General features: G+C 30.8%; 21 protein-coding genes and 2 riboswitches. Of the genes, 14 read left to right on the forward strand and 7 right to left on the reverse strand.

From position 1 onward, the window contains the following. Positions 1-13: 13 nt before the first annotated feature. Positions 14-1,093: a branched-chain amino acid aminotransferase gene (locus CLAU_RS14525; RefSeq protein WP_023162932.1), complete on the forward strand. Its 1,080-nt coding sequence runs from the start codon at positions 14-16 to the stop codon at positions 1,091-1,093. 80 nt (positions 1,094-1,173) lie between these two features. Here the strand turns inward: CLAU_RS14525 and rlmD are convergent, their stop codons facing one another. Both rlmD and CLAU_RS14535 read right to left on the reverse strand, forming a co-directional pair. After that, positions 1,174-2,526 carry a 23S rRNA (uracil(1939)-C(5))-methyltransferase RlmD gene (gene rlmD, locus CLAU_RS14530; protein WP_023162933.1) on the reverse strand — a complete coding sequence of 451 codons (1,353 nt, stop codon included), beginning with the start codon at positions 2,524-2,526 and terminating at the stop codon, positions 1,174-1,176. A gap of 3 nt (positions 2,527-2,529) precedes the next feature. Beyond that, complete coding sequence (locus CLAU_RS14535; protein WP_023162934.1) at positions 2,530-3,087, reverse strand: hypothetical protein; 558 nt, start codon at positions 3,085-3,087, stop codon at positions 2,530-2,532. Between the two features lie 179 nt (positions 3,088-3,266). Between CLAU_RS14535 and CLAU_RS14540 the strand changes: the two genes are divergently transcribed. From CLAU_RS14540 to CLAU_RS14560, 5 genes are all read left to right on the forward strand, one after another. Beyond that, positions 3,267-5,117: an LTA synthase family protein gene (locus CLAU_RS14540; RefSeq protein ID WP_023162935.1), complete on the forward strand. Its 1,851-nt coding sequence runs from the start codon at positions 3,267-3,269 to the stop codon at positions 5,115-5,117. Positions 5,118-5,175: 58 nt separating this feature from the next. Then, a riboswitch (TPP riboswitch) is annotated at positions 5,176-5,277 on the forward strand. Positions 5,278-5,340: 63 nt separating this feature from the next. After that, a complete protein-coding gene (locus CLAU_RS14545) occupies positions 5,341-6,075 on the forward strand; it encodes a TatD family hydrolase (RefSeq protein WP_013237543.1) in 735 nt (244 codons plus the stop codon). Positions 6,076-6,092: 17 nt separating this feature from the next. After that, the gene (locus CLAU_RS14550) at positions 6,093-6,845 is read left to right on the forward strand and encodes an ABC transporter permease (protein ID WP_029170017.1); all 753 of its coding nucleotides are present in this window, start codon (positions 6,093-6,095) and stop codon (positions 6,843-6,845) included. An 11-nt stretch (positions 6,846-6,856) separates the two neighbouring features. Further along, positions 6,857-7,861 (forward strand): ABC transporter substrate-binding protein, encoded by a 1,005-nt coding sequence (locus CLAU_RS14555; protein ID WP_023162936.1) that lies wholly within the window; start codon positions 6,857-6,859, stop codon positions 7,859-7,861. After that, entirely contained in the window at positions 7,842-8,579 is a 738-nt protein-coding gene (locus CLAU_RS14560) for an ABC transporter ATP-binding protein (RefSeq protein WP_013237546.1), read from the forward strand. Before CLAU_RS14555 ends, CLAU_RS14560 begins: the two co-directional genes overlap by 20 nt. A gap of 84 nt (positions 8,580-8,663) precedes the next feature. On the opposite strand, the gene CLAU_RS14565 is transcribed toward CLAU_RS14560, so the two are convergent. After that, entirely contained in the window at positions 8,664-9,152 is a 489-nt protein-coding gene (locus tag CLAU_RS14565) for a DUF6803 family protein (RefSeq protein ID WP_013237547.1), read from the reverse strand. Positions 9,153-9,384: 232 nt separating this feature from the next. On the opposite strand from CLAU_RS14565, the gene CLAU_RS14570 reads away from it, so the two are divergent. Then, entirely contained in the window at positions 9,385-10,065 is a 681-nt protein-coding gene (locus tag CLAU_RS14570) for a response regulator transcription factor (protein ID WP_013237548.1), read from the forward strand. 401 nt (positions 10,066-10,466) lie between these two features. On the opposite strand, the gene CLAU_RS14575 is transcribed toward CLAU_RS14570, so the two are convergent. Beyond that, positions 10,467-12,284 carry a serine hydrolase gene (locus CLAU_RS14575; protein WP_023162938.1) on the reverse strand — a complete coding sequence of 606 codons (1,818 nt, stop codon included), beginning with the start codon at positions 12,282-12,284 and terminating at the stop codon, positions 10,467-10,469. Between the two features lie 176 nt (positions 12,285-12,460). After that, complete coding sequence (locus CLAU_RS14580) at positions 12,461-13,786, reverse strand: aminotransferase-like domain-containing protein (protein WP_023162939.1); 1,326 nt, start codon at positions 13,784-13,786, stop codon at positions 12,461-12,463. Positions 13,787-13,898: 112 nt separating this feature from the next. Between CLAU_RS14580 and CLAU_RS14585 the strand changes: the two genes are divergently transcribed. From CLAU_RS14585 to CLAU_RS14595, 3 genes are all read left to right on the forward strand, one after another. Continuing rightward, the gene (locus CLAU_RS14585; RefSeq protein ID WP_023162940.1) at positions 13,899-15,080 is read left to right on the forward strand and encodes an MFS transporter; all 1,182 of its coding nucleotides are present in this window, start codon (positions 13,899-13,901) and stop codon (positions 15,078-15,080) included. A gap of 46 nt (positions 15,081-15,126) precedes the next feature. Beyond that, complete coding sequence (locus tag CLAU_RS14590; protein ID WP_013237552.1) at positions 15,127-15,315, forward strand: hypothetical protein; 189 nt, start codon at positions 15,127-15,129, stop codon at positions 15,313-15,315. A gap of 180 nt (positions 15,316-15,495) precedes the next feature. Next, positions 15,496-16,857, forward strand: coding sequence for a Na+/H+ antiporter NhaC family protein (locus CLAU_RS14595; protein ID WP_023162941.1), 1,362 nt, complete (start codon positions 15,496-15,498; stop codon positions 16,855-16,857). Between the two features lie 60 nt (positions 16,858-16,917). Here the strand turns inward: CLAU_RS14595 and cls are convergent, their stop codons facing one another. Next, positions 16,918-18,441 carry a cardiolipin synthase gene (gene cls, locus CLAU_RS14600; protein WP_023162942.1) on the reverse strand — a complete coding sequence of 508 codons (1,524 nt, stop codon included), beginning with the start codon at positions 18,439-18,441 and terminating at the stop codon, positions 16,918-16,920. A gap of 62 nt (positions 18,442-18,503) precedes the next feature. Further along, entirely contained in the window at positions 18,504-18,890 is a 387-nt protein-coding gene (locus CLAU_RS14605) for a zinc finger containing protein (RefSeq protein ID WP_013237555.1), read from the reverse strand. Positions 18,891-19,093: 203 nt separating this feature from the next. On the opposite strand from CLAU_RS14605, the gene CLAU_RS14610 reads away from it, so the two are divergent. The 4 genes from CLAU_RS14610 (at position 19,094) to CLAU_RS14625 (ending at position 26,437) form a co-directional block, all read left to right on the forward strand. After that, positions 19,094-20,803 carry an ABC transporter ATP-binding protein gene (locus CLAU_RS14610; RefSeq protein WP_179943928.1) on the forward strand — a complete coding sequence of 570 codons (1,710 nt, stop codon included), beginning with the start codon at positions 19,094-19,096 and terminating at the stop codon, positions 20,801-20,803. A gap of 5 nt (positions 20,804-20,808) precedes the next feature. Next, entirely contained in the window at positions 20,809-22,650 is a 1,842-nt protein-coding gene (locus CLAU_RS14615) for an ABC transporter ATP-binding protein (RefSeq protein ID WP_023162944.1), read from the forward strand. A 125-nt stretch (positions 22,651-22,775) separates the two neighbouring features. Further along, positions 22,776-24,920, forward strand: coding sequence for a formate dehydrogenase subunit alpha (fdhF, locus tag CLAU_RS14620; protein ID WP_023162945.1), 2,145 nt, complete (start codon positions 22,776-22,778; stop codon positions 24,918-24,920). Between the two features lie 352 nt (positions 24,921-25,272). After that, a riboswitch (cyclic di-GMP riboswitch) is annotated at positions 25,273-25,356 on the forward strand. Positions 25,357-25,426: 70 nt separating this feature from the next. After that, on the forward strand, positions 25,427-26,437 hold the full coding sequence (locus CLAU_RS14625; protein WP_023162946.1) for a galactose ABC transporter substrate-binding protein: 1,011 nt from the start codon (positions 25,427-25,429) through the stop codon (positions 26,435-26,437). Positions 26,438-26,455 lie beyond the last annotated feature (18 nt).

Genomic DNA, 26,455 nt, shown 5'->3' on the forward strand with positions numbered 1-26,455 from the left:
AGGAGTGAGTATAATGGATTTTTTGACAAAGAAAATTCCAGATAATGAATTAAAACTAATGTATAAAGATTATGATAGCTTGGGATTTGGTATGATTTATACGGATTATATGTTTACTATGAAATGGACTAAGGAAAAGGGATGGGAAAAGGGGGAACTTAAAAAATATGAGCCAATGTCCTTTGATCCTGCATCAGTGGTAATACAGTATTCTCAAGAAGTTTTTGAAGGAATGAAGGCATATTATTCAGAAGATGGAAGAGTGCTTTTATTTAGACCATTTGATAATGCTAAAAGAATGTATAAGTCTGCTGAAAGATTGTGTATGACACCAGTTCCAGAGGATGTTTTTGTAGAAGCTGTAAAGGAACTTGTTAAAATAGATAAAAGGTGGCTTCCAAAGGAAAAGGGCACATCCCTTTATATAAGGCCTACGCTTATGGGAACAGGAGTGGCTTTAGGTGTTCATCCTTCACCAGAATATAATTTTTGCATTTTTATAACTGCTGTCGGAGCATATTTTAGCAGTGGTTTCAATACTGTTAGCTTATATGTAGAGGACAAGCTTGTTCGTGCAGTTGTAGGTGGAGTTGGAGATGCAAAAACAGGAGGAAATTATGCTGCAAGCCTTCTAGCAGGCTTAAAGGCAGAGAAGGAGGGATTTTCTCAGGTACTTTGGTTAGACGCTAAAGAAAATAAATATATAGAAGAAGCAGGGTCTATGAATATTTTCTTCGTTTATGGCAATAAGCTTGTAACGCCAAAGCTTACAGGTTCAATACTTCCTGGTATAACTAGAGACTCTGTAATAAAATTGGCAGCTCATTTAGGATATGAGGTTGAAGAAAGAAATATATCAATAGATGAAGTTGTGAAAGGAATTAAAGATAAAGAAATTACTGAAATGTTTGGAATAGGTACGGCAGCAGTTATAGCTCCTGTTGGTGGTTTATGTTATAAAGGAGAAACTGTTTATGCTGGCGATAACAAGGTAGGAAAAATAACAGAAGAACTTTATAATAAACTTGTAAACATCCAATATGGTGAAGATGAAGATATTTTTGGTTGGGTAGAAACAGTGGATACAATATAGTCTTAGTGAAAAGAATTATGAATGAAGTGCACCTTAAATGTTAGAGAAAGTTAACTAATATTTAAGGTGCACTTTAGATTTTACTTGCTTAGTTTAACTACGGTTTCAACGTGGGGAGTGTGAGGAAACATATCCATAAGTTTTACTTTATCTACATTGTAACCTGCATCAATTAATACATTTAAATCTTGAACTAAAGTTTTAGGATTACAGGATACGTAAATTATTTCAGGTGCATTAAAATCAATTACATATTTTAATGCTTTAGGATGAACTCCTGGCCTTGGTGGATCAAGTATTATTATGCCTGGTTTATCCTCTAAAGTATTTAAAACATCTTTTACATCTCCGGCTATGAACCTACAGTTTTTTATATTATTTAGCCTGGCATTTTCATTAGCAGAAGCAACAGCCTTTTCTATAAGTTCTACTCCTATTACTTTATTTACACTGGAAGCTAAAACTTGACCTATAGTTCCCGTACCGCAGTACAAGTCAAAAACTGTTTTTGAGGAAACATCTCCAAGAAAATCTTTAATTATAGAATACAGTTTTTCCGTACCCCTTGAATTAGTCTGAAAGAAAGATTCAGGAGAAATTTTAAACTTCAATCCTAAAATTTCTTCTATAATATAATCTCTACCATATAGTATTTCTACTTTATCTGCTTTTACCATGTCTGATAGATTGTCGTTTACAGTATGAAGTATCCCAACTAAAGTGCCTTTATAGTTGAGATCTTGCAATAACTTATTAAAACCATCTAAATCAAATTGTATTTGAGAAGTTGTCACAATGTTTATAAGTATTTCTCCAGTATTTCTGCCTTTTCTCAATACTAAATTTCTCAGATATCCCTCGTGGTTTTTTATTTTGTAATATGGTAAATTTTTTTCCCTGAAATAAGTCACAACTTTATCTAAAATAAGTGTAAAATCTGCATCTACTAGGTTGCAATTATCTACATTTACAACGCCAAAAGATCTTCCTTTTATATGCATTCCAAGGGTGAGTTGTCCTCCCCTTTGCTCATCACCAAAGGAAAATTCCATCTTATTCCTATATCCGGTTTTTTCAGGACTTTTTTCTATGCCTAGAAATTCAAAGTCACAAATGGATGCCTTTTCAAATAGATCTAGGACTTGTTTTTCTTTTAGTTCTAATTGCTTGTCATAAGGTATAAACTGAGAGGTACATCCACCGCATAAATTAAAATGAGGACAAAACGGATCTACTGCATAATTTACATTTTCAAGTATTTCTGTAACTTTTGCTTCTAAATAGTGTTTTGTTTTCTTTGTAATTCTAGCTTTTACCTTTTGACCTGGAACAGTATTTTTAATAAGTACGTCCATATCATCTTTTTTTGCTATTCCTATAGCTGGAAATTGTAGTTCTTCTATGAAAAATTCATATTCGCTGCCTTTTTTCAACTTTTAATCTTTCCTTTCTATGGATGTTGTTTTGGCGAACTTTTCACCTAATGTTTTATTTAATTTGGAACTTCTCATTATAATAGGATATAGAATTAGTATTACTACAAATAGTATAATAAATACTCCCTTCATATCCGACACATAGTATCCAAATATAAGTCTTAATAGCAAGTCAAATAAATATAGAGCTGCTATTGAAACTACAGCTGATACAGCTGTGTCTATGAAAGAAATTTTGAAATTCTGCATCAAAGTTCCCTTTTTCTTACTTGACTTATCCTCACTAGGTTCAGTTGTGGCTGAGGCTTCTTCATTAGTGTGCTGTTCTTCAATATGCTCTACTTGTTTATTTTGTTCTTCTAATTCCTTCTTTTTCTGCTCTTCTTCAAATCTTGCTTTTTCTTCCTCAAGCTTTTTTTGTTCTTCTAATTTTTTATTTTTAAGCTCTTCAAGTTTTTTCTCTTCTTCTAAATTTTTATTTTTAAGTTCTTCCAAAAATTGTTTTTTGTCTTCTTCATTTACTGAGAGTTCTTCTATATTATCTTCTTTTTCTCCCATTAAATATACAACCTCCTAATTCTTTTAACTTCTTCGTAATAAATATATTATGCTACACTATGGCATTTATGTAAATAGGTACGAAAAAATACTTTCATTTTGTTAACATATTGTTTTATAATTATACATATTAGTTTCATTAATTTTAGGATTACAAATGTCCATAGGGGGAAAGTAATATGGATAAAATTAAGTCTTTTTTTACAAATTTTATAGATGTAATTTTTTTTGTAACTGTAGTAATGTTTAAAATATTAGTATATGGAAAACATATGAGTTCATTTAAAAGCTCATTTATTCCAGCATTAGCTTCAGTATTTGTATTGGTATCCATTGCCTGCATTTTTAAAACCAGAGGTCGTGCTAGATTTTTGTATATATGTAATTGCATTATAAGTATATTAATAGTTAGTGACCTAATCTATTATAAATATTTTAAAGATATCATATCTGTATCTGTCTTGATAAGCGGATTTCAATTAAATGCAGTAAAATCTAGCGTGGCTAATTTACTGGACTTTAAAGATTTTTTATATCTTTTTGATATTGTATTTATAATTCCTTTTATAAATAGGTATTTGACAAGCCAAAATAGGAAGCTTTCTACAAAAGTTAGAGTATCAATGTTTTTAGTATTTATTTTAGTAGGTATTTTTATTGATTTCAAAAGCTTTTATGCTTTATCAAAAGAACAGCCAAGACTTCTTACAACTATGTATAATAAAGTGTATATAGCAAAAAAATTGGGTACAGTAAATTATCACTGCCTGGATATTTATAATTGTGTTTTTGCTAATATAAATAGACTAACTCCCGTGTCTAAGGACAAGTTTCAGGCTATAGAGTATTTTATAGATAAAAGCAAGTCCAGTCATGAAAATTTAAATGGAATCGGACAAGGTAAAAACTTGATAATGATACAGGTAGAAGCACTTCAAGGATTTGTTATAAATTCTTCTGTAAATGGAAAGGAGATAACTCCGAATTTAAATAGATGGATATCGCGTTCGGAATATTTTGATAATTTTTACTATCAGGTGGCAGCTGGAGGAACTTCTGATGCGGAATTTATGACAAACAATTCACTTTATCCTGCATCAGCAGGTGCAGCTTATTTGCTTTACTCTGGCAATGAATACAATGCAATGCCGAAAAATTTTAAGAATAAAGGTTATTACACTGCAGCTTTACACGGATTCAGGGAAAGCTTTTGGAATAGAAATGTAATGTATAGAAAATTTGGTTTTGATAATTTTTATGGCGAAAAAAGTTATAAGCAAAATGAGTCTATAGGACTTGGTTTAAGTGATAAATCTTTTTTAACTCAATCTGTGGAGAAGTTAAAAAATATGAAAAGCCCATACTATGCTTTTTTAATAACTCTAACAAGTCATTTCCCTTATGATGATGTAAATAAATATGGGGACTTTGATGTAGGAGATTATAAAGGAAGTCTTATTGGAAATTACATGAAGGCAATACATTATACAGATGAACAGCTTGGAATGTTCTTAGATGAACTAGACAAAAATGGTACTTTAAAAAATTCAATAGTTGTACTATATGGAGATCATTATGCAATACCTAAAGATAAACAAGATCAGCTTTTTAACTTTTTGAAGACGAGTTCCAAATCCGATTTAGAGTGGGAAAAGCTTCAAAAGGTTCCTATGTTTATTCATTTCCCTGATGAATCTGTGAAAGGAGTAAACCATGTTTATGGAGGTCAGATGGACATATATCCTACGGTATGCAATTTATTTAAACTTAAGGAAGAAGACATGCTTGGTAAAGACCTCTTTAATCCTGAGAGCGAAAGAGTTACATTTAGAAATGGTTCTTTTATAGATAAAGATTGTTATTATTCTTCACAAGATGATATTTATTATGATGTAAATACGGGAAATAAAATTTCTAAAAGTGATAAACTTGAAAAAGAAGAAGATTACATATTGAATCAGCTTGGTTATTCAGATTATATTTTGAGACATAATTTAATTAAAAAACTAAATTTGGACAAGAACAAATAATATATTTACATTTATTTGGATAAGTGTTAGTATAAAAATGTAATTAATCTAAAATTATTTATAGTGCCAGGGGTGCCATTTGTGCTGAGAAAAGTGAAAACTTTAACCCTTTGAACCTGATTCGGGTAACGCCGACGTAGGAAAGCTACTTTAATATTGGATTCAAAGCACTGTTTTTATAATAGTGCTTTTTATTTTTGTTAAAGTATAGGGAGAGAATAAAATGTTTGTAGATGCGCATAATCATATGGATTTTTATAAAGACAATTTAAGTAATGCAATTGATAGTATAAATCACAGCAATATCAAAACCTTGGGATGTTCTATGGATTTAGAGAGTTATATATTTACAAAAAAATTAAGTGAATATAATAAAAATATAACTCCATGTTTTGGAATACATCCCTGGGAGGCGCATAAAAACTACAAGGATTTAGATAAGTTCGATGATTATGTAAAGGAATGTAAAATTATTGGAGAAATAGGACTTGACTACTATTGGGTTCTGGAGAAAGAAAAATATCCTTATATGAATCTAGTATTTGAATACTTTTTAGGTAAAGCTAAGAAATATGACAAAATAACAAATATTCATACTAAAGGAGCAGAAAAGGAGGTATTGGATTACATAAGAAAATATGATTTAAGAACACCTATAATTCATTGGTATAGTGGAGATTTGAATATATTGAAAAAGCTTTTGGAGTATGGGTGCTATTTTACAATAAGTGTTGATATAGGATATTCTAAACTTACAGATGAGATAGTAAAAATTCTTCCTCTAGGCAGAATTTTAACAGAAACTGATGGCCCTAATTCACTTGAATGGATAAATAAAAAATATGGATATCCATCTGAAGTTATAAATATTGTAAGAAAAATTTCTTTAATAAAGAATCTCCAGTTTGAAGAAGTTAGAGAAAAAATTTATGACAATTTTAATAAATTAAAATTATAGACTGAAGGTGCTTATATATGGAAAAAACAAAAAACATTCAAAGTAAAATATATCCTATAGCTACAATAATAATAGTTGTGATTATATGGCAGTTAACAATAAACTTAGCCCATGTTCCTCAGTATATTATTCCTTCTCCGCTGGATATTTTAAAAACTCTTGTATCAGATTTTCAAAATATAATGGAAAATACGGAAACCACATTGTACGAGTCTTTTATAGGTTTTTTTATATCTATAATATTTTCCTTTATATTAGCTATAATAATGGATAGTTTTGAAATTGTGAGAAAGTCAATATATCCTATTTTACTAATATCTCAAACTATTCCAACTATAGCAATTGCACCTTTGTTTATAATATGGTTTGGGTTTGGGGTACTTCCTAAAATAATAGTAGTGGTAATGGTATGCTTTTTTCCGATAGTTGTAAGTCTCGTAGATGGCTTTGAGAAAGTAGACAGAGATTATATAAACTTATTTAGCACTATGAAGGCCTCAAAGTTACAGACATTTTATCATCTAAAACTTCCTTATGCCATGGTGAATTTTTTTTCAGGCTTAAAAATAGCAGCAACTTATATGATAATGTCTGCAATTATAGGTGAGTGGCTTGGAGGAGATAATGGCATTGGGGTATACATGGTAAGGGCAAAAAATGCCTATCAATTGGACAAGGTTTTTGCTTCAATTTTAGTCATTGTTATTGTAAGCATTATAATAATTTATATTATAGATTTCATAGGTAAAAAAATAATACATTGGAAATAGAGGAGACGAATATGAAAAAAAATAAAATTATATTTTTGTCGGTAACTATATTTATTATAGGTTTGTTATTTGGGGGATGTGGAACGGATGAAAAGAAACAGCAAGCTGCTTCTTTAGATAAAACTACAGTAATACTTGACTGGACTCCGAACACAGATCATACAGGATTATATGTAGCACTAGATAAAGGATATTATAAGGAGGAAGGACTGGATGTGAAGATAGTTCAACCTTCACAAGGCAATGTGACAAATCTTGTAGCTGCAGGCAAAGGAGATTTTGGTGTAAGCTATCAGGAAGATGTAACCTATGCAGTTACAAACAAGGATCCACTTCCTATAAAGTCTATTGCTACAATAATACAGCACAACACTTCAGGTTTTGCGTCACCTAAAAGCAAAAATATAAAAAGTGTAAAGGACTTTGAAGGAAAAGTTTACGGAGGATGGGGTTCACCTTCAGAAGAAGCTGTAATCAAAGCTGTTATGGAGAAAAATGGAGCAGATTTTAGTAAACTTAAGATTGTAAATATGGGAACTGATGATTTCTTTGCATCTACGAAGAAAAATGTTGATTTTGCATGGATCTACCAGGGATGGACTGGAGTTGAAGCAAAATTAAAAGGTGTGGACTTAAATTTTATACCTGTCAAAGATTTAGATCCTGCACTTGATTACTACACTCCTATTTTAATAACTAGTAATAAAAATATTAGTCAAAATCCAGATAAAGTTAGAAAATTTTTAAAAGCTACAGCAAAGGGATATGAATATGCTATAAAAAATCCTGATGAAAGTGCAAAAATACTTGTCAAGCATGCGCCAGAAATAGATAAGAAATTGGCTGTAGAAAGTCAGAAGTATATGGCAAAGCAGTACATAGCAGACGCACCTAGATGGGGTGTAATGAAATCTGATGTATGGAGTAGATATGCTAAATTTTTGCAAAGCAAAGGGTTAATTAAAAAGGAGCTAAAAACAAGCGATGCTTTCACAAATGAATTTTTACCAAAATAAACAGGATAATTCCATTATAAAAGTTAAAAATGTGAGTAGAAGTTTTGAGAAAAATCTTATACTAAAAGATATATCCATTAACTTAAAAAAGGGGGAATTCGTTTCTATTTTAGGGCCAAGTGGATGCGGAAAGAGTACTTTGTTTAATATAATAACTGGTATTATTAAAGAAGATAGTGGAGAGGTTTCAGTAAAAGGGGATCTAGGGTATATGCAGCAGAAGGATTTACTTTTGCCCTGGAAAACTGTAATGGAAAATGTAGTGCTTCCACTTGATATAAGAGGTAGTAATAAAAGAGAATCGAGAGAAAGGGCAGTTAAGTATATTGAAATAGTTGGTCTTAAAGGCTATGAAAAGAAATATCCCTATGAACTTTCAGGAGGCATGAGACAGAGGGCAAGTTTTTTAAGGACTTTTCTATCTTCTGAGGAAATAATGTTGCTTGATGAACCATTTGGTGCATTGGATTCTATAACTAGAGGTAAAATGCAAAGATGGATTCTTGATATGAAACAGGAACTGAAAAGAAGCATACTCTTTGTAACTCATGATATAGAAGAAGCCATTTTGCTCTCCGATAGGATATATGTGTTATCCTCTAAACCTGGAATGATTAAAAAAGAAATTAACGTAGATTTTGAAAATGAGAACAAGAAAAACAGAATATTTTCTAAAAAACTTTTAGAAATGAAAGCAGATATTCTAAAATTGCTTTAAAAAGAATAATAGTAAAAATAGACTTATACAGAGTATAAGTCTATTTTTAATTAAAAAGTTGAATTGTGTTCTTTAAACTATAAGCTACATATTGTGCATGGTTGGCATACTGCCTATAATTTCAGGATTTACCATGCCAAAAATCATTGCCACATGGGCTACTACAAGAAATCCCCCTACAAGAATAAAATGAATCTTCATTTTTGATTCTGGAGTTTTATTCTTAAATATTATATTAAGTTCCATCAATGCTATAGGTAAAAGAAATACGACGCCGCTTAAATAAAAACCAACTGCTACCACATCAACCCATGTATGCCATCCTCCAGTATTAGTTAAAGGTATTACGGCATTAAATAATAGGTAGATAAATATACCGGTAAAGTAAAACCCATCGAAAATACCAACGATTTTATTTAAAGTTTTAATGCCACCATTTTCTATTCTATTGAAAATTATAAAGAATTCTGTAATGGTGAGAGTTTCAGCACATATTACAGGTATAGCCATAAAAATTATTAAGTTCCAAGGTTGATTGGATGCAAGTAGTGACATGTAATGAGTCATATCCATAATTAAGTACCTCCTAAAAGTATTATTGATAAATTATAATCACATCTTCCTGTACAATATATCAAGAAAATATGTAGATATTATGTAGATATTTAAATTATCTTTATAAGTTCAACATAATTTTTTGATGTCTTAGAATAAGACATATAGTAACAACAAAATCTAACAAATATAAGTGTATAAGTATTAGAACATGTTTAAAACTCTGTTTCAATAATATTGGAGGTATGTTATGGATTCTATTTTAGTTATTGAGGATGAAATAAAAGTATCAGATGTTATAAAAGCTTATCTTGAAAGAGAAGGATATAAGGTTTATTGTGCGACCACGGGTCTTGAAGGAATAAGACTATTCAATAAAATTGAATTTAAATTAGTAATACTTGATCTAATGCTTCCAGATATTGATGGCGAGGAGGTATGCAGCACAATTAGAAGAATATCTAATGTACATATATTTATGCTGACAGCTAAGGTAACTTTATCAGATAAATTACAAGGCTTAAATATAGGAGCAGATGAATACTTAACTAAACCATGCAGTCCAAGGGAACTCACAGCTAGAGTAAATGCACTATTTAGAAGGCTATCTTCTGCTGAAGAACCTGAAATTATTTCTAGAGATGGATTGTTAGTAATAAACCATGATAAAAGATGTGTGAAGCTAAAGGGAGAAGAAATAGCTATGACACCTAATGAGTTCAATATTTTATACGTTCTTGCTAAAAATAGAGGCAGGGTTTTAAGCCGTGATCAGTTGATTGAGCAGGTATTTGGTATTGATTTTGAAGGTTCGGATAGAACTATAGATGTGCATATAAAAAATATTAGAAAAAAAATAGAAAGGGATACGCGATTTCCAAAGTATATTATAACTGTAATAAAATTAGGTTACAAATTTGGTGGTGAATAGAAATGCAAAGTATAAGAAAAAGGCTAAGCTTAGTTTTAGTACTCTGCACTATTGTAACTGTAGTATTGTCTAATAAATTACAGGGATTTTAAGCTGCGACTTTACAATTTATGTAATGCTTTAGTTAGAAAAAGCCTACATAGTGATTCTAATTGGAAATTTACCTTATACATAAAATATACTAACAAAATTGAAATTACATTTAAAAACTTTTATAAATAAGTCTTAGCTTGGTATTTTAGAAAACCTTAGGTACTTAGATGTGTTTGAGGTACGAGTTTATCTAAGTACCTTTAGGTTTTCAAAATACCAAGCTTTAGACTTATTAAAAGTTTTTAGTGTAATGAAATTTGTTAGTATATGGCTGTTATAAGTAAACTTTCCACTTAGAAACTCTATATTTATTTGGATTTATCTATTTGGACATCTTCACCTAATTGATATAAATCTAATCCCGTAGTCTGGTCTTTAACATTTACATTAAATTTAATTTCTACATTGGATACTCTGAGAAAAAATTTATTTTGTGATTCTGGAAAGAGTTCATATTTTGCTTTACTGCCACCCTGTTCATAATAAAGATGGCCTCCATTACTTGTTATAGATATATTTAGCCCTCCTGGAATAGTATAGCTTCCGGCATATTTATCTAGAGTTTTACTGTCCACTTTTACTACTTGTTTTGCACTTGGAAGCTCATAACTTCCACCCATACAGATATTTGCTAAAGTATCATTGAGAGAATTTACATTATAATATCCTACATTTGTAAGCACGATTATGGTTAAATCTTTATTTGGATATCTTGCTATATTTCCTGTAAAACCTAGAACATTTCCACCATGATATATCTCTCTTCCATATTTGCCATCAGTTAACATCCATCCGTAGCCGTAATAAGGACCATTTTTACTCATCTGCACATGATTTGTAAATATATTTTTTAGAGTGAATTGTTTTACTAATTTTTCAGTATATAACGCCCTGTCCCATTTGTATAAATCTTCTGTAGTTGAGTATAGAGCTCCTGCACCATAAGCACCATTTAAAGTTATTTCGTCACTTACAGGATACTGGTCTAAATAACCACTGTAGCCTGTAGATGTATACATTTTATCAGCACCATTATAACCTAGTCCTGTACTTTTCATATTAAGAGGATCAAATATATTTTTTTGAAGGTAGTCAATGTAACTCATTCCACTCGCCTTTGTAACTATATATCCAAGTAAAATGTATCCGGAGTTGGTATAGTCAAAATCGGTTCCTGGAGTGAACTCTAAAGGTTTATTTTTAAATAGATTGATTACATTGTTTATATCTTTAAAAGAGTCAAGTTTCATAGACCAAAACTCAGGAAAATTAGTACAATTTTGAATTCCTGAAGCATGGGTAAGAAGATTTTTTATTGTTATAGTGTCACCTTTCGGAAAGTCAGGTACGTACTTGGATAGGAGATCATTTTCATTGATTAATCCCTTTTCAACTAGCTGCATTATTGCCATTGCTGTAAATTGCTTTGTCATGGAGCCAATTGGAAATTCAGTTTGTGGTGCATTTTTGATGTTTTGTTCTGCATCTGCTTTACCATAACCTTTATCAATAAGTATATTTCCATCTTGAGCTACAAGTACACTTCCGTGGAAGTTATCTGCACTTTGGAGTAAGCTTAAATAGTTGTCTAATTTTTGTGAAGTATTTAAATATCTGCTGGAATTTACTACACTTTGAAAATATTCTTCTGTATTTTTTACAGGAGTAAGTATTTTGGCTGTTTTTGTGCTGCTATCCCAATCTATTGTCTTACCAAGGAATTGGCTGAAAAACTCCAGTGGCACAAAAACAGTAGTTCCTTTAATAATAGGTGCTGTGGATAAACTAAAAACCTCATTATTTATAATTACTTTTTTATTATTGTTTTCAAGTTTTATAGTGTAATCAGAAGTAGTGAGTGTAGCAGAACTATCTTTTATTTGGATATTTGAATTATTGCCAAGCTGTTGCATTACTGTGTTAAGAGGTACCATAACTATTGAATTTGAATCTTGATAAGGCTGTCCATCTTTTGAAGAAATATTGATTCCATCCATACTTACAGTAATTACATCTGAAGCTGATTTAGTAGCTATTACAGGACTTGCACTTACGCTTAAAATGGCTGCATTTGAAAACACGAGAAAAGTTGATATTAAAATACAAGAAAATACTTTTTTTATCATTGAATAATCATCCCCTCTATAGTTTATCTAGTAAAATTAATTATTTCTCTAATCTAGTTGCAATATAGTAAAAATAGTTTTAACATATTAAGTTTTATGAATACAATGATATCACAAAAAATGGAAAACTCAACAATAATTTATGAAATTTAAGATTTAATTAAGGTAACGTAAATTTATCTAATTATAGAGCAAATTTTGCTTATACCTTTTTCAATTTCAATGGTATTAGTTCTACTAACACTCAGTCTTACTAATTTTTTTTGTATATTAGTATTTAAATAAAATATATTTGGATCAATGAGAAGAATGTTTTTTGACTTTAACTCATTAATTATATAGTCTATATGTGTACTGTTAACCACCTCAAAACTGGCAAAAAAACCTGAAGGTGGAACGTGCCAAATTATATTAGAGTTGTAACAAGTTTTTACACATTTATTAAGACAGGCCATTCTTTTAGAATATACCTCCCTAAGCTTTTTTGCATGTATGTTGAACATACCACTTTTTATATAAATTTCTAAGGCTCCCTGTGAAAGTACAGATGTGCTTAAATCATTCCATTTTTTATATTTCCCAAAAGTTTTTAGTATCTCTTTTGGAAGTACAATTGCAGAAATTCTCAATCCAGGCAATAATACTTTAGAATAGGTTTTTACATATATAACTTTTGAGTAAGAATCTAAAGCATATATTGGGTCAGACTTTTTTTCAATATCCAAGTCAGCTAAATAGTCATCTTCAACTATATATACATTATATTTGTGGCAAAGTTTTAATATTTGTTTTTTTTCACTATTTGAATATGAAAATCCTGTAGGATTGTGAAAACGCGGGATAATATAAAAAAATTTTATATCTTTCTGTTTAAATATATTTTCAAGTTCATAAAGATTTATTCCTTTTGAAGTCCTATTTATACCTATAATATTTACATTATTAAGTTTTAAAGATTCTATAACTCCGTAATAGGTTGGTTCCTCAATAAGCACATTTTTCTTACCATTTGGAAAATCCATCATAGTGAGTATATTTATAGCTTGTTGAGAGCCTGCTGTTATAAATATATACTGCTTGTCAGTAAAAATTTGATAATTTTGAAGCTGCTTTTGTATGGTACAAATTAAGTTTTCAACTCCCTGCGTACTAGGAGGAGAGATAAGATTTTTTTTATATAAATTCAATGCTTGATTTAAACAATCCTGAAATTCTTTATAAGGCAAAATACGTTCATCTGGAGCAGATGTTGAAAAATCTATACTTTTATTATCAAAATTATTATTCATATTTAGATTATTTTCAATAAGGTAGTATCCACTTTTAGGTACAGAGTATATTATGTGATCTTTTATCAATAAGTCATATGCTTTGGCAGCGGTTATTTTGCTGCACTCAAATTTTTTACATATGTTTCTTATAGAAGGCAATTTTTTACCCGGTTTAATATATCCTTTAAATATTTGTTCTTTTATATATGTGTAAATAACGTCATACTTCATAAAACTACCTACTTCCTATGAATCTGTACTAGGCCACATTAGTATTTTTTGCATTGTATAGAAAATATATATTTCATATACTTTAATTATACTATATAAGGAGATATAAAATATGAAGCATTTAATTTGTAAAAATGAAGAACAAGTAAGCTTAAAATATGATATATTAATTGTAATTTTAGGAATTGGAGGGTTTATTTCTGCTGCTGATAATTGGTTTGTATCGCCGATACTTCCGGCCATAGCTTCAGAATTTAATACATCAATCCCCAGGACTGGTATTATATTGACATTATATATGATACCTTATGGAATAATGCAGCCTGTTTATGGATATTTTAGTGATTGTTACAGTAAGGTTAGAATACTTAAATTGATTATATGTGGATTTGCTTTAGGAACTTGTGGGTGTGCATTTGCTAGATCTTTATTTGTGCTGAGTGTATGGAGGACAGTAACAGGATTTTTTGCTGCAGGTATTATAGCTGTATCTTTGGCTTTGATTGGAGATACTGTTCCAGTTTCAAAGCGATCAAAATATGTTGGAAAATTTATGGGAATTGTTTTTTTAGGACAAGGTTTTAGCGCTGGATTAGGTGGAACATTAGCCAGATACGTCAGCTGGCGTGTATTATTTATTTTTTTTGTGGCAGCTGCAATATGCACGGTGTTTCTTTTGTTTACCATACCTAAAGGTAATATTGTTCATGTAAATAAGAAGTTTTTTACTGAAGTTAAATGTGTTACTTTAACACCAAGTGGGAAAATAATTTTTCCTATGGCATTTATAGCTGGATTTTTATTTTTGGGTTTGTATAGTTATTTGGGTGCCTATTTTCACTATGCCTTAAAGTTAAATTATATGGAATGTGGAATAATTGTAATGTTTTATGGATTTGCTTGTCTTGGTGCAGGTTCTATCATGGGAAAGTTAAATGTAAAAATAGGATATAAAAATGTGATCATATTAGGTGAAATATTTGCATTAATGACGACTTTATTTTTAATAAATTTTCACTGCTGGGAAATGGGTTTGGTTGCCACTATCAGTTTGGGTATTGGATATATTTTTGTTCAATCTACATTGGCTACTATGGCTTTTGATGTGGCATCTGATTCTAAAGGATTACCTTCAGGATTAATTGGATTTGGTTTATTTTGTGGTGGTGGATTGGGTAGTGTTTTTAGTGGCTTTGTCATTGCTAAAATAAGCTATCAGCTATTATGGATAATATTTTTTATTTTTATTTCAATCTTTATTTTTGTAACATATAAACAGATTAATAATGAATAAAACCTTTTTATGTAACAAAAACTATTGGTAGAAAGGAGAGATAAGGATGAAATTAACAGTTGAAGATATGATAAAGCAAAAACTTCTTGATGAGCAGGAGAGCGTTAGAGATTACCAGGAGTATTCTGGTAAGATAGAGAATAAAGAAATAAATCAGGTGTTTAAAAAATTTGCAGAAGAATCTGCCCTGCAAGCACGGGAACTAGAAAGACTGCTTAATAAATTTGAAAGATAACTATATAGAATTATCTCATAGAAGGTTATTATGACCTTCTATTTTTTATAAAAATTACTAGACTTTTTTAACAAAGATAATATAATATAAAATGTGGGAGTTTTTTAAATATTTGCTCAACTTTCGCAGTTTAAAAACTTTGCAAGTTAAGATAATTATTAATTGTTTTGGAGGCGTATTATGTGCAATAAGAACATCCAGGAAAGGCATAGGTACATCGTTTTAATTTTTACATTTATAGCCATACTCAGCTCTATAGTTTTTAAGGCATCATTATTTTACGCATTTACTATAAGTATAATTTTTTCAACCTGTGTTTTTGTAAAAAATGGGTTTAGTGTTACGGAGCTATTAGTTATGGTAAAGAATAGCCTTCTTGACTGTAGACAATTGCTTACTTTAATTTTATTGATAGGGGCTTTAATCCCTGTATGGTTTTCATCTGGAGTTATACCTACAATAATGTACTATGGCTTCAAATATATGCAGCACATGAATATTTTATTTACGATTTTTATACTTACGTCTGCTGTAGCAGTGTTTATAGGGTCTGCTTTTGCAACTATAAGTACTATTGGAATTGCAAGCTTAGGGTTGGCAAAGGCTTTTGGAATTCCAGATTATATTATTTTAGGAGTAATTGTTTCAGGTGCATTTTTAGCAGATAAAATGTCTCCAATTTCAGGACTTGTAAATCTTACATTAACTACTGTTAAAACATCCTATAAAAATATGTTGTCATCTATGGTTAAGATATTATTTCCTGCATATTTGATAGCTGGTTCTGTATATTTTTACATTGGACAAAGGTATAGTTTGGGTTCTAATTCTTCAAATATAAATAGATATACTACCGCCATTAAAAAGAGTTTTGTAATTTCACCACTTTTTTTACTAATACCTGCAGTAATTTTTATAGTGTCTTTTTTAGGTGTAAAAATAGTTAACTCACTTTCACTTGGATTAGCCGCCAGTGTGATTTTATCTATGGCAGTACAAAAGACTAGCATTTGGGGTGTTGTCATGGAAATAACTACGGGTTATATGGGAAATACAAAATATGAGTATTTGAATAAGGTATTAACTGGTGGTGGAATAACTTCTATGGTTGAGGTTTTACTTATAATGGGAGGAGCTATTTCGTTAAATAGTATTTTTCAAGGAACAGGACTTATAAAACCTATAGTGGATAAAGTAATTTCAACTATAAAATCAAAGGAAGAATTGGTTATAAAGACTTGTGCTATAAGCGGAATGTCCACAATAGCTTGTGATCAAACTGTTGGCATAATATTACCTGGACAACTTTTGAGACATAAGTACGAGGAATTAGGTGTGGAAAATAGGATATTAGCTAGAACAATATCTGATACTGGAACTGTTATTGCTCCATTAGTTCCATGGAATGTAAATTCCTTATTAATTTTAGCAGTCACAGGTATTTCTACCATTAAGTATGCACCTTATGCTTTGTTGTGTTATACTTTGCCAATTGTCACTATAATTGTAACATGTATCTGCAAAGTCAAAAAATCAGGATAACATAAACAGAGTTCTTGGCATCAAGTGGGGTTAAAATTATATTTGATGCAAGAACTCTGTTTATACTAATGGAGCAAACATTCTCAAAATTGATTCTACAATTTTTTTTGAAAGACTTCTTTTTTCCCATACATCTTTGTTTATCTTTTTTGATACTTCTATAGTTCTTAAAAAATCTTTGTAAATATTATCTATTATGGGGACATTGTACAGGTAGGTTGCACATTCAAAATGCAAATATAAACTTCTGTAATCTAAGTTTATAGTTCCAACTACTGCACATTCCCCATCAGATACAAAAGTTTTTCCATGGATAAATCCTGGTGTATATTCGTATATTTTTACTCCTGAATCTAATAAGTTGTCATAATGAGATCTAGTGAGAATCTGTACGATTTTTTTATCTGGAATAAAAGGGGTTATTATTCTCACATCTACTCCCCTTTTTGCTGCGAGGCAAAGTGCCAGTGTCATTTCATATCCTATTACCAAGTAGGGGGTAGTAATATAAATGTAATTTTTAGCACTGTTTATAATGTTTAAATACACGTATTCTGCTGCGCCATCAGGTTTTATGGGTCCACTGTTATAAGGCATTACAATACCCTGACTTTTTTCTAGTTTGAATGAAGTCTTATATTTTGAAAAGTCCTCTTTCTTTTTTGATATTGATTGCCACATTCTTAAGAACATAATTGTAAAACTATAAACTGCTTCTCCTTTTAAGCATACAGCCATGTCTTTCCAGTAACCATATTTTTTATATTCATTTATATACTCATCGCCTATATTAATTCCACCAGTAAAAGCAACAGTTCCATCAATTACAGTTATCTTTCTGTGATCTCTGTAATTTAGCATAAAATTTAAAATTATTTTAAATGGATTAAATATTTTTAATTTTATATTATTGACTTTAAGAGACCTTTTAAAATTTTTTGGTAAAACAACAAGAGAACCAACATAGTCTACTAGTACTCTTACTTCTACACCATTATTGGCTTTTTCTTTTAAAATCTCAAAAATTTCATCCCACATTTTACTTTTTGAGATTATGAAGTACTCTAAAAAAATAAACTTCTTGGCATTTTTCAATTCTTCTAAAAGTTTTTTATACATGTCTTCCCCTGACGAGAAGTAATCAACTTTTGTATTTATATAGCATCCATAGTCACTAATATTTTTTATAAGTCTTGTTTCATTGTATCTCATTTTATTTTCATTTTTAAAAGAAGAAAGCATATCTTGGTCTTCTTTTGGAAATACGTCTTTATCCAATTCTATTTTGTTTATCTTATTAAAGTTACGTTTTATTCCAATCATGGAAAAAATATAAATAAGTGCTCCCACTACTGGAATGAGAAGAATTAAAACTATCCAGCTTATTTTATAAGAAGTATTTTTATCCTTATAGTTTAAATGAATTACGAAAATGACACTTATGATTTCAAAAAAGACAAAGTAATATATTAAGGATATATTAAATGAATTGAAAACTAGTGCAATAGCTACAAATTGAAACATTGTCCAAAATATTAAAATTACAAATTTAAAAACTGCCACAAATATTCTTCTTTCACCCAATAGCAGCACCTACTTTTCAAGTTTTTATTCTATTTTATCATAAACTATGTTAATGAAAAAGATTAAGATTTCCTTTTAAAAGAAGTACCACAATTTTTACATGTTATGGTTATCTTTCCTTTGTGTCTAGGAACTCTTAATTTTTGGGAGCAATTTGGACACTTAAATATTTTATACTGTTTATGATTGTTCATAGAATAGGTAAACCCACTAAACCTTTTAGCTAGAGGTGAGATGAAATTTTCATAAGCCTCAAGTTCCTTGTATCTCCTGTATTTATTCCTTGAAAGGCACCTCCAGGTACTGTATATGAAAAATACAAACCCTAGTGTAGCTGTACGTCTAAATAAAGATAGAACAATTCCGCCAATATAAAGGTGGGTAGAAAGTTTATCAATACCATAACTTTCTCTAAAATAATAAGAAAGTTTATTTAAAAAATTTCTCAAAGTAATCGCCTCTTTAAATTAGATTGATATTCATAGGTTTACATAATATTCTATTTAACTTCTAGATAATTATACAGTATAATTAGTACTTTTGCATTAGACAAGAAGCTTAATTAATCTTATGTTCATAATTGAAACTGCAATTAAAAAGTAATATTATCAATAAATAAGATAAAATTTGGGGAGTGTGTCCATTGAAATATATGAAAAAATATATACATAAATACTGGAAAGGTTTTTGCCTTGCTATATTTTGTCTTGCTGTGGAAGCAATGTGTGATTTGATGCAGCCTACTATAATGTCAAAAATAGTAGATATAGGTGTAGCAAATAAGAATATGGATTACATAGTTAAACACGGATTTATAATGCTGACAGTTACAGGATTAGGTGCTTTAGGTGCATCAGGACGTAATATTTTATCTGGAAGTGTATCTCAAAAATTTAGTAGGGATTTAAGGGCAGATTTATTTAAAAAAATTCAGAGTTTTTCACTTAATAGTATTGATAAATTTAAAAGCAGTTCACTTATAACACGTCTTACCAATGATGTAACTCAAGTTCAAAATTTTGTCAATGGACTTATGAGGATATTTGTAAAGGCTCCTATTGTTTGTATTGGAAGTATTATTATGGCGTCCAAGCTGAATTTACATTTAGCAGTGATATTGTTTATTATAATACCAATTATAGTTTTACTTATATTCTTAAATATGAAAATAGGATATCCCTATTTTATGAAGGTTCAAGTATCACTTGATAAAATAAATTCTGTTATGAGAGAATATTTGTCTGGAGTAAGGGTGGTAAAGGCATTTAACAGATTTAATTATGAAAGTGAAAAATTTGAAATTGCAAATAAAAATTTAGGAAAATTAACTACAACTGCAATGCGTATCATGTCTTTATTTTCTCCAGGAAGAAATTTGATTATCAATATAGGAATAGTATGTGTTTTGTGGATTGGTGGAAAGTATGTAGAGGCAGGAGATATTCAGGTAGGGAAAATAATTGCTTTTACTAATTATATGACACAAATACTTTTTTCTATTATGATGATATCTGCTATATTTAATGTATTTGCTAGATCTAAAGCTTCAGCAGTTAGAATTTTTGAGATATTGGATGAGGAGAATGACATAGAATTTAATGAAGTCTCTACAAATTTTACTGAAAAAGGGAGAATAGATTTTGAAAATGTATGCTTTTTCTATTCAGATGGACATCAAGTTATAAATAATATTAGTTTTAACTGTATGCCAGGAGAAACAATTGGTATTGTTGGACCTACAGGTTCAGGTAAAAGCAGTTTGGTGAATTTAATACCTAGATTTTATAATGTAACTTCTGGAATCATAAAAATTGATGGAGTGAATATACAGAATATAGATCAAAAAACTTTGATGGATAAAATAGCGTTAGTGCCTCAAAAAACAACATTATTTACTGGAACTGTTATTGAGAATATAAGATGGGGCAAAGAAAATGCTTCTCTAGAAGAAGTAAAAAAAGTTTGTGAAATTGCAGAAGCTAATGAATTTATAGATAGATTTCCTGAAAAATATGATACTAAAATTGGACAAGAAGGAATCAATTTTTCAGGTGGGCAAAAACAGAGGATTTCCATAGCACGTGCACTTATTAAAAGCCCTGAAGTACTTATATTTGATGACTGTACAAGTGCATTAGATGCAGTTACAGAAGCTAAGATAAGAGAAAATTTAAGAAAAGGTTTAGAAAATTTAACGTGTATCATAATTTCACAGAAAATATCTTCTATAATGTGGGCAGATAAAATACTTGTAATTGATGGTGGAAAATTAATAGGTATTGGAAAACATGATGAACTTGTGAAAACCTGTAAGACTTATGAAGACATATTAATATCTCAGTTTGGAAAGGAGAATATATAGAGGATATGGGAAAATATGATAGAAATAATATAACAGTTCCTTTAGGTGCTAGAAAGAGAGGAAGGGGAAGAAGACTTGGACCTGTAGAAAAACCAAAAAATTTAAGAAAAACGATTCTAAGACTGTGGAAATATTTTGGAAGTGAGAGAAAATTACTAGTTATAATACTCATATCTGTAATAATAGATTCTGTAGTAGGACTTATAGGACCTTATCTTATAGGAAGAGCTATTGATGCCATGTCAGAATCCTATGGAAAAGTAAACTTTAATATGCTTTGGATAATGATTATGTTGCTTTTATTAACTTATGTAGTGGATACTATTTTAACTTTTTTTCAGGGATGGATTATGTCAGGGGTAGCCCAGCGGATAATAATGGGTCTTAGAAAAAATTTATTTGGCAAACTTCAAAAGCTTCCACTATCTTTTTTTGATATGAATACTCACGGAGAAATTATGAGCAGACTTACAAACGATGTAGAAAATGTAAGTAGTACTATATCACAATCTACGGTTCAGCTTATGTCAGGAGTAATAACAGTTTTAGGATCTTTTGTAATGATGCTTATATTAAGTCCGTTTCTTACTTTTGTGACTTTAATTACAGTGCCTATGGTTTTTTTATTAACTAAGAGTATAGCAAAAAAAACAAATCCGCTGTTTAAAGATCAACAGATAGAACTTGGAAAACTTAATGGACATATAGAAGAAACAATATCTGGGATTCAAGTAGTAAAAGCTTTTAATCATGGTGAAAAGTGTATAGAGGAGTTTAATAAAATAAATTCTTCCCTATGTGAAGTAGGGTTAAAAGCTCAAATTTGGTCAGGGTTTTTAATGCCAATAATGAATGTAATAAACAATATAGGTTTTGCAGCTGTAGCAGGTGTAGGGGGAGTGTTAGCTTTAAAGAATATTATAACAGTGGGAATTATAGCTAGTTTTTTAAGTTACTCAAGACAATTTGCAAGACCATTAAATGATATAGCTAGTATATTTAATACACTCCAATCAGCAGCAGCAGGTGCAGAAAGAGTATTTGAAGTACTAGATGAAAAAGAGGAGTTGGAAGACATTTCTGATGCAAAGGTATTTGATCATGTAAAAGGACGGGTTAGCTTTGAAAACGTAAGCTTTTGCTATAGAAAAGATGTTAAAATATTAAAAAACATAAGTTTTGATATAAGTCCTGGTACAAAAGTTGCCCTTGTTGGACCTACAGGAGCTGGTAAAACAACTATTGTAAATTTGGTCACTAGATTTTATGATGTATCAGCTGGTAAAATTTTAATTGATGGAGAGGATATAAGAAATTATAAGAGAGATAGTCTTAGAAAATGTTTTGGTATAGTTCTTCAGGATACGTATCTTTTTGCGGGAACAATACTTGAAAATATAAGATATGGTAAGTTAGATGCAGATTTTACTGAAATTAAGCAGGCAGTTAGGTTTGCTAATGCAGAGACATTTATTGAGAAACTTCCACAAAAATATAATACTTTAATTCATGAGGGAGGAAACAATTTAAGTCAAGGCGAAAGACAGCTTATAGCTATATCAAGAGCAATACTTTCAAATCCCGCAATACTTGTTCTAGATGAAGCTACTAGTAATGTGGATACACTAACAGAACTTAAAATAGAGGATGCTATGAATAAACTTATGAAGGGGAGAACTAGTTTTATTATTGCTCATAGATTAAGTACTATTAAAAATTCAGACATTATAATGGTAGTAGATAAGGGAGAAATAGTAGAGAAAGGAAGTCATAAAGATTTAATTAAAAAGAAGAGTATGTACTACAATATGTATAATAACCAATTTTACAGAAAAGAGCCACTATAAAAAATTTTAATACTACTAATAACAACGAATAAGTATTTCTTATAGTCTTTGAATTGCACACTTTTTTAGTGATATATTAAATATAGAAAGATTCAAAAAATATAAAAAATAATGGGGTAGTTATTATGGAGAATAAAGTATTAACTGTATGTCCTTACTGTGGTGCTGGTTGCAGACTGTATTTAGTGGTTGAAGATGGGAAAATTAAGAGAGCTGAGCCTGCTATGGGCAGAACAAATGAGGGAGAGCTTTGTCTTAAAGGTTATTATGGATGGGATTATTTAAATGATCCTAAGCTTTTAACTCCACGTATAAGGAAGCCTAAGATACGAAAAAATGGCAAGCTCGAAGAAGTTACTTGGGATGAAGCTATCAGTTTTACTGCAAAAAGATTGGGAGAAATAAGAGACAAGTATGGCGCTGATTCTATAATGGGTACTGGTTGTTCTAGAGGTCCTGGAAATGAAGCTAACTATATTATGCAAAAATTTATGAGGGCTGTTATTGGAACAAATAATGTGGACAACTGTGCTAGAGTTTGTCATGGACCTTCTGTAGCTGGACTTGCTAAAGTGTTGGGAAATGGTGCAATGTCTAATAGCATTCCTGAAATTGATAATGCAGACTTGGTATTTATTTTTGGGTATAATCCTGCAGAATCTCATCCTATGGTAGCAAGAAGAATAGTTAAGGCAAGACAAAAAGGTGCAAAAATAGTAGTAGTGGACCCTAGGGTAACAGAAAGTGTAAGAATTTCAGATTTATGGCTTCCGATAAAGGGTGGTACTAATATGGCACTTGTAAACGGTTTTGCCAATGTTCTTATTAATGAAGGTTTATACAATAAAGATTATGTAGAAAAATATACAGAAGGATTCGATGAATATATTAAAGTTATAAAGAAATATACACCTGAATATGTAGAAAAAATAGTAAATGTACCAGCAGAAAAGATTAAAAAAGCTATGGAAATGTATGCTTCAGCTAAAAACCCAATGATACTTTATGGTATGGGAGTATGTCAATTTGGTCAAGCTGTAGATGTGGTAAAAGGATTAGCTGGTTTGGCACTACTAACAGGAAATTATGGAAGGCCAAGTGTTGGAATAGGCCCTGTAAGAGGACAAAATAATGTTCAGGGAGCCTGTGATATGGGAGCACTTCCAAATAATTTTCCAGGATATCAGAGTGTTACAGATAAAAATGTGAGAGAAAAATTTGAAAAAGCTTGGGGAGTAAAAAATCTTCCAGACAAAATTGGCTATCATTTGACTGAAGTACCTAAAGCAGTACTGGAGGAACATAAATTAAAGGCATATTATATTATGGGTGAAGATTGTGTTCAAAGTGATCCAAATTCAAATGAAGTAAGGGAGGCTTTGGATGAGCTTGAATTTGTAGTAGTTCAGGACATATTTATGAATAAAACTACATTACATGCAGATGTAATTTTGCCAGCAACTGCCTGGGGAGAACATGAAGGGGTATATAGTGCTGCAGATAGAGGATTGCAAAAGTTTAACAAGGCAGTTGAACCAATTGGTGAAGCAAAACCTGATTGGCAGATAATTTGCGAGTTATCTTCAGCTATGGGATATAAAATGCACTATAATAATACAAAGGAAATATGGGATGAAATGAGAAGCCTTTCACCTAAATTTGCAGGTGCAACTTATGAGAAAATGGAAACTTTAGATGGTGTACTTTGGCCATGTCCTACAGAAGATCATCCAGGAACTCCTGTTTTGTATGAAAACAACGAGTTTAGTACTCCGAGCAAAAAGGGTATTTTATTTGCTTCAGAATGGAGACCTACAGAAGAATCACCAGATGAAAAATATCCGCTTAGTTTGTGTACAGTTAGAGAAATAGGGCATTACTCTGTAAGGACAATGACAGGAAATTGTCGTGCTCTACAGCAGCTAGAAGATGAACCTGGAAAAATACAGATGAGTATAGAAGATGCAGAAGAACTTGGAATTAAAACAGGAGATTTAGTTAGAGTATCTTCAAAAAGAGGTTCTGTAGTAACAAGGGCAAATGTTACAGATAGAGTTTTAAAAGGAGCTACTTATATGACTTATCAATGGTGGATTGGTGCCTGCAATGAACTTACAGTAGATAATCTGGACCCTATATCAAAAACTCCAGAATATAAATACTGTGCAGTTAAGGTTGAGGCAATAGAAGATCAAGATAAAGCTGAAAAGTATATTGATGATACTTATAAAGCTTTGCGTGAAAAGTTGGGTATTGTAACTGCAAATTAACTTTTATCAAGTGATTCTTAGGTTCAGGTGTAGTTTGCTTGTAAGGACGACTTTATCCAGCTGAACCTTATTAACAGTATTCTTAGTGTCTTTAGCACTTATAATACGTTATCCTTTAGGGGAAGAACTTATTCAGGCACGTAGCAGTACTTATCACCCACTTTGGTAGAAAAGCAGATATTCCAAATCTTTGATTTGGCGATAGTCGCTTTCGTTGTGTGCGATGGGGGTGTTAGTAATGGTGGCGATTGGATAAAAATAGAGCCAAAAGTGTAAACTTTTCACTTTTGGCTCTATTTTATTGATTATTTTCAATTTTAGCAGTAAAATTAAATAATAATTTAGTATGTTTTTAAAAGTTGGAAACAATGAAAAATTCTCTATAATTGGGCACCTGGAGAGTTTGGAGTTAGTGGTGCAACCTGCCAATAATCGATTAATTTTAATCGATTATTGGCAGGTTGCATATAAGGGAAAAATTTAGATATTTTTAGGGGGCTTTGATTGTGAAGAAATGTATGAAATCAATTGCTGTTACTGGTCTATTAACTATTATTTTGGGGACAGGCTGTTCAAATTCTTTATCTTCAAATAAAAATGAACCTGTAATTGGTTTTGTTGCCTATGAGTTTAATAATACATGGATAACTGAACTTAAGAATGAGATGTATAAGGTATCTAATGGAAAAGCTAGAGTTGATATTTGGAATGGAAATAATATCCAAACAGTTGAAAATGACAAGATAAGTCTCTTTATAAATAGAAAAGTCGATGTACTTGATATAAATCCAGTGGATGTTAATGCTGCAGGGCAGATTATTGAAAAATGTAAAAAAGCAAATATACCTACAGTATTTGTAAATCGCCAGCCTAAAAAAGAAGATGTGGAAAAATGGAATAAAGTTTACTATGTAGGTGCTAAAGCAGAGCAATCTGGAACAATACAGGGGCAGATGCTTGTAAATTATTTTAAAGGCCATCCTACTCAAGATGGCACTATTAGATATATTATGCTAAAAGGGGAAATGAGAAATCAAGATGCTGAAAAGAGAACACAATATTCTATAAAAGCTCTTGAAGATTCAGGTTTTAAGGTGCAAAAGGTGGCAGAAGATACTGCTATGTGGGATCGTACAAAGGCTCAGGAAAAAATGACCTCGTTTATCTCGTCATATGGTCCAAATTTTGACTGTGTAATAGCAAACAATGATGACATGGCCCTTGGAGCTGTTGATGCCCTAAAAGCAGCTGGATATTTTAATGGAGGAAAATATGTACCTGTAGTAGGTGTAGATGCTACGGCACCGGCAGTTAAAGCTGTTGAAGATGGCACCCTTTTCGGGACTGTTTTAAATGATGCTGCAAAACAGGGAGATGCTGCTTTTGATTTATCATATATACTTTCCAAGGGGAAAATTCCTGATGAAAGTAATTTTAAGTATAAGATTACAGATGGAAAATACATCTGGATTGATTACAAAATGATTACAAAAGAAAATGTGCAGGATGCAAAATAGGATTATTAATGGGGGAGA

It is taken from the genome of Clostridium autoethanogenum DSM 10061 (assembly GCF_001484725.1).
Taxonomy (GTDB): Bacteria; Bacillota; Clostridia; order Clostridiales; family Clostridiaceae; genus Clostridium_B; species Clostridium_B ljungdahlii.

Bases quoted from the DNA above. Each gene is read 5' to 3' on its own strand.
- CLAU_RS14535 (WP_023162934.1), bottom strand. From the start codon at position 3,087: ATGGGAGAAAAAGAAGATAATATAGAAGAACTCTCAGTAAATGAAGAA.
- CLAU_RS14585 (WP_023162940.1), top strand. From the start codon at position 13,899: ATGAAGCATTTAATTTGTAAAAATGAAGAACAAGTAAGCTTAAAATAT.
- CLAU_RS14565 (WP_013237547.1), bottom strand. From the start codon at position 9,152: ATGGATATGACTCATTACATGTCACTACTTGCATCCAATCAACCTTGG.
- CLAU_RS14550 (WP_029170017.1), top strand. From the start codon at position 6,093: ATGGAAAAAACAAAAAACATTCAAAGTAAAATATATCCTATAGCTACA.
- CLAU_RS14545 (WP_013237543.1), top strand. From the start codon at position 5,341: ATGTTTGTAGATGCGCATAATCATATGGATTTTTATAAAGACAATTTA.
- CLAU_RS14580 (WP_023162939.1), bottom strand. From the start codon at position 13,786: ATGAAGTATGACGTTATTTACACATATATAAAAGAACAAATATTTAAA.
- CLAU_RS14595 (WP_023162941.1), top strand. From the start codon at position 15,496: ATGTGCAATAAGAACATCCAGGAAAGGCATAGGTACATCGTTTTAATT.
- fdhF (WP_023162945.1), top strand. From the start codon at position 22,776: ATGGAGAATAAAGTATTAACTGTATGTCCTTACTGTGGTGCTGGTTGC.
- CLAU_RS14555 (WP_023162936.1), top strand. From the start codon at position 6,857: ATGAAAAAAAATAAAATTATATTTTTGTCGGTAACTATATTTATTATA.
- CLAU_RS14590 (WP_013237552.1), top strand. From the start codon at position 15,127: ATGAAATTAACAGTTGAAGATATGATAAAGCAAAAACTTCTTGATGAG.
- CLAU_RS14615 (WP_023162944.1), top strand. From the start codon at position 20,809: ATGGGAAAATATGATAGAAATAATATAACAGTTCCTTTAGGTGCTAGA.
- CLAU_RS14560 (WP_013237546.1), top strand. From the start codon at position 7,842: ATGAATTTTTACCAAAATAAACAGGATAATTCCATTATAAAAGTTAAA.
- CLAU_RS14570 (WP_013237548.1), top strand. From the start codon at position 9,385: ATGGATTCTATTTTAGTTATTGAGGATGAAATAAAAGTATCAGATGTT.
- CLAU_RS14610 (WP_179943928.1), top strand. From the start codon at position 19,094: ATGAAAAAATATATACATAAATACTGGAAAGGTTTTTGCCTTGCTATA.
- CLAU_RS14540 (WP_023162935.1), top strand. From the start codon at position 3,267: ATGGATAAAATTAAGTCTTTTTTTACAAATTTTATAGATGTAATTTTT.
- CLAU_RS14575 (WP_023162938.1), bottom strand. From the start codon at position 12,284: ATGATAAAAAAAGTATTTTCTTGTATTTTAATATCAACTTTTCTCGTG.
- CLAU_RS14525 (WP_023162932.1), top strand. From the start codon at position 14: ATGGATTTTTTGACAAAGAAAATTCCAGATAATGAATTAAAACTAATG.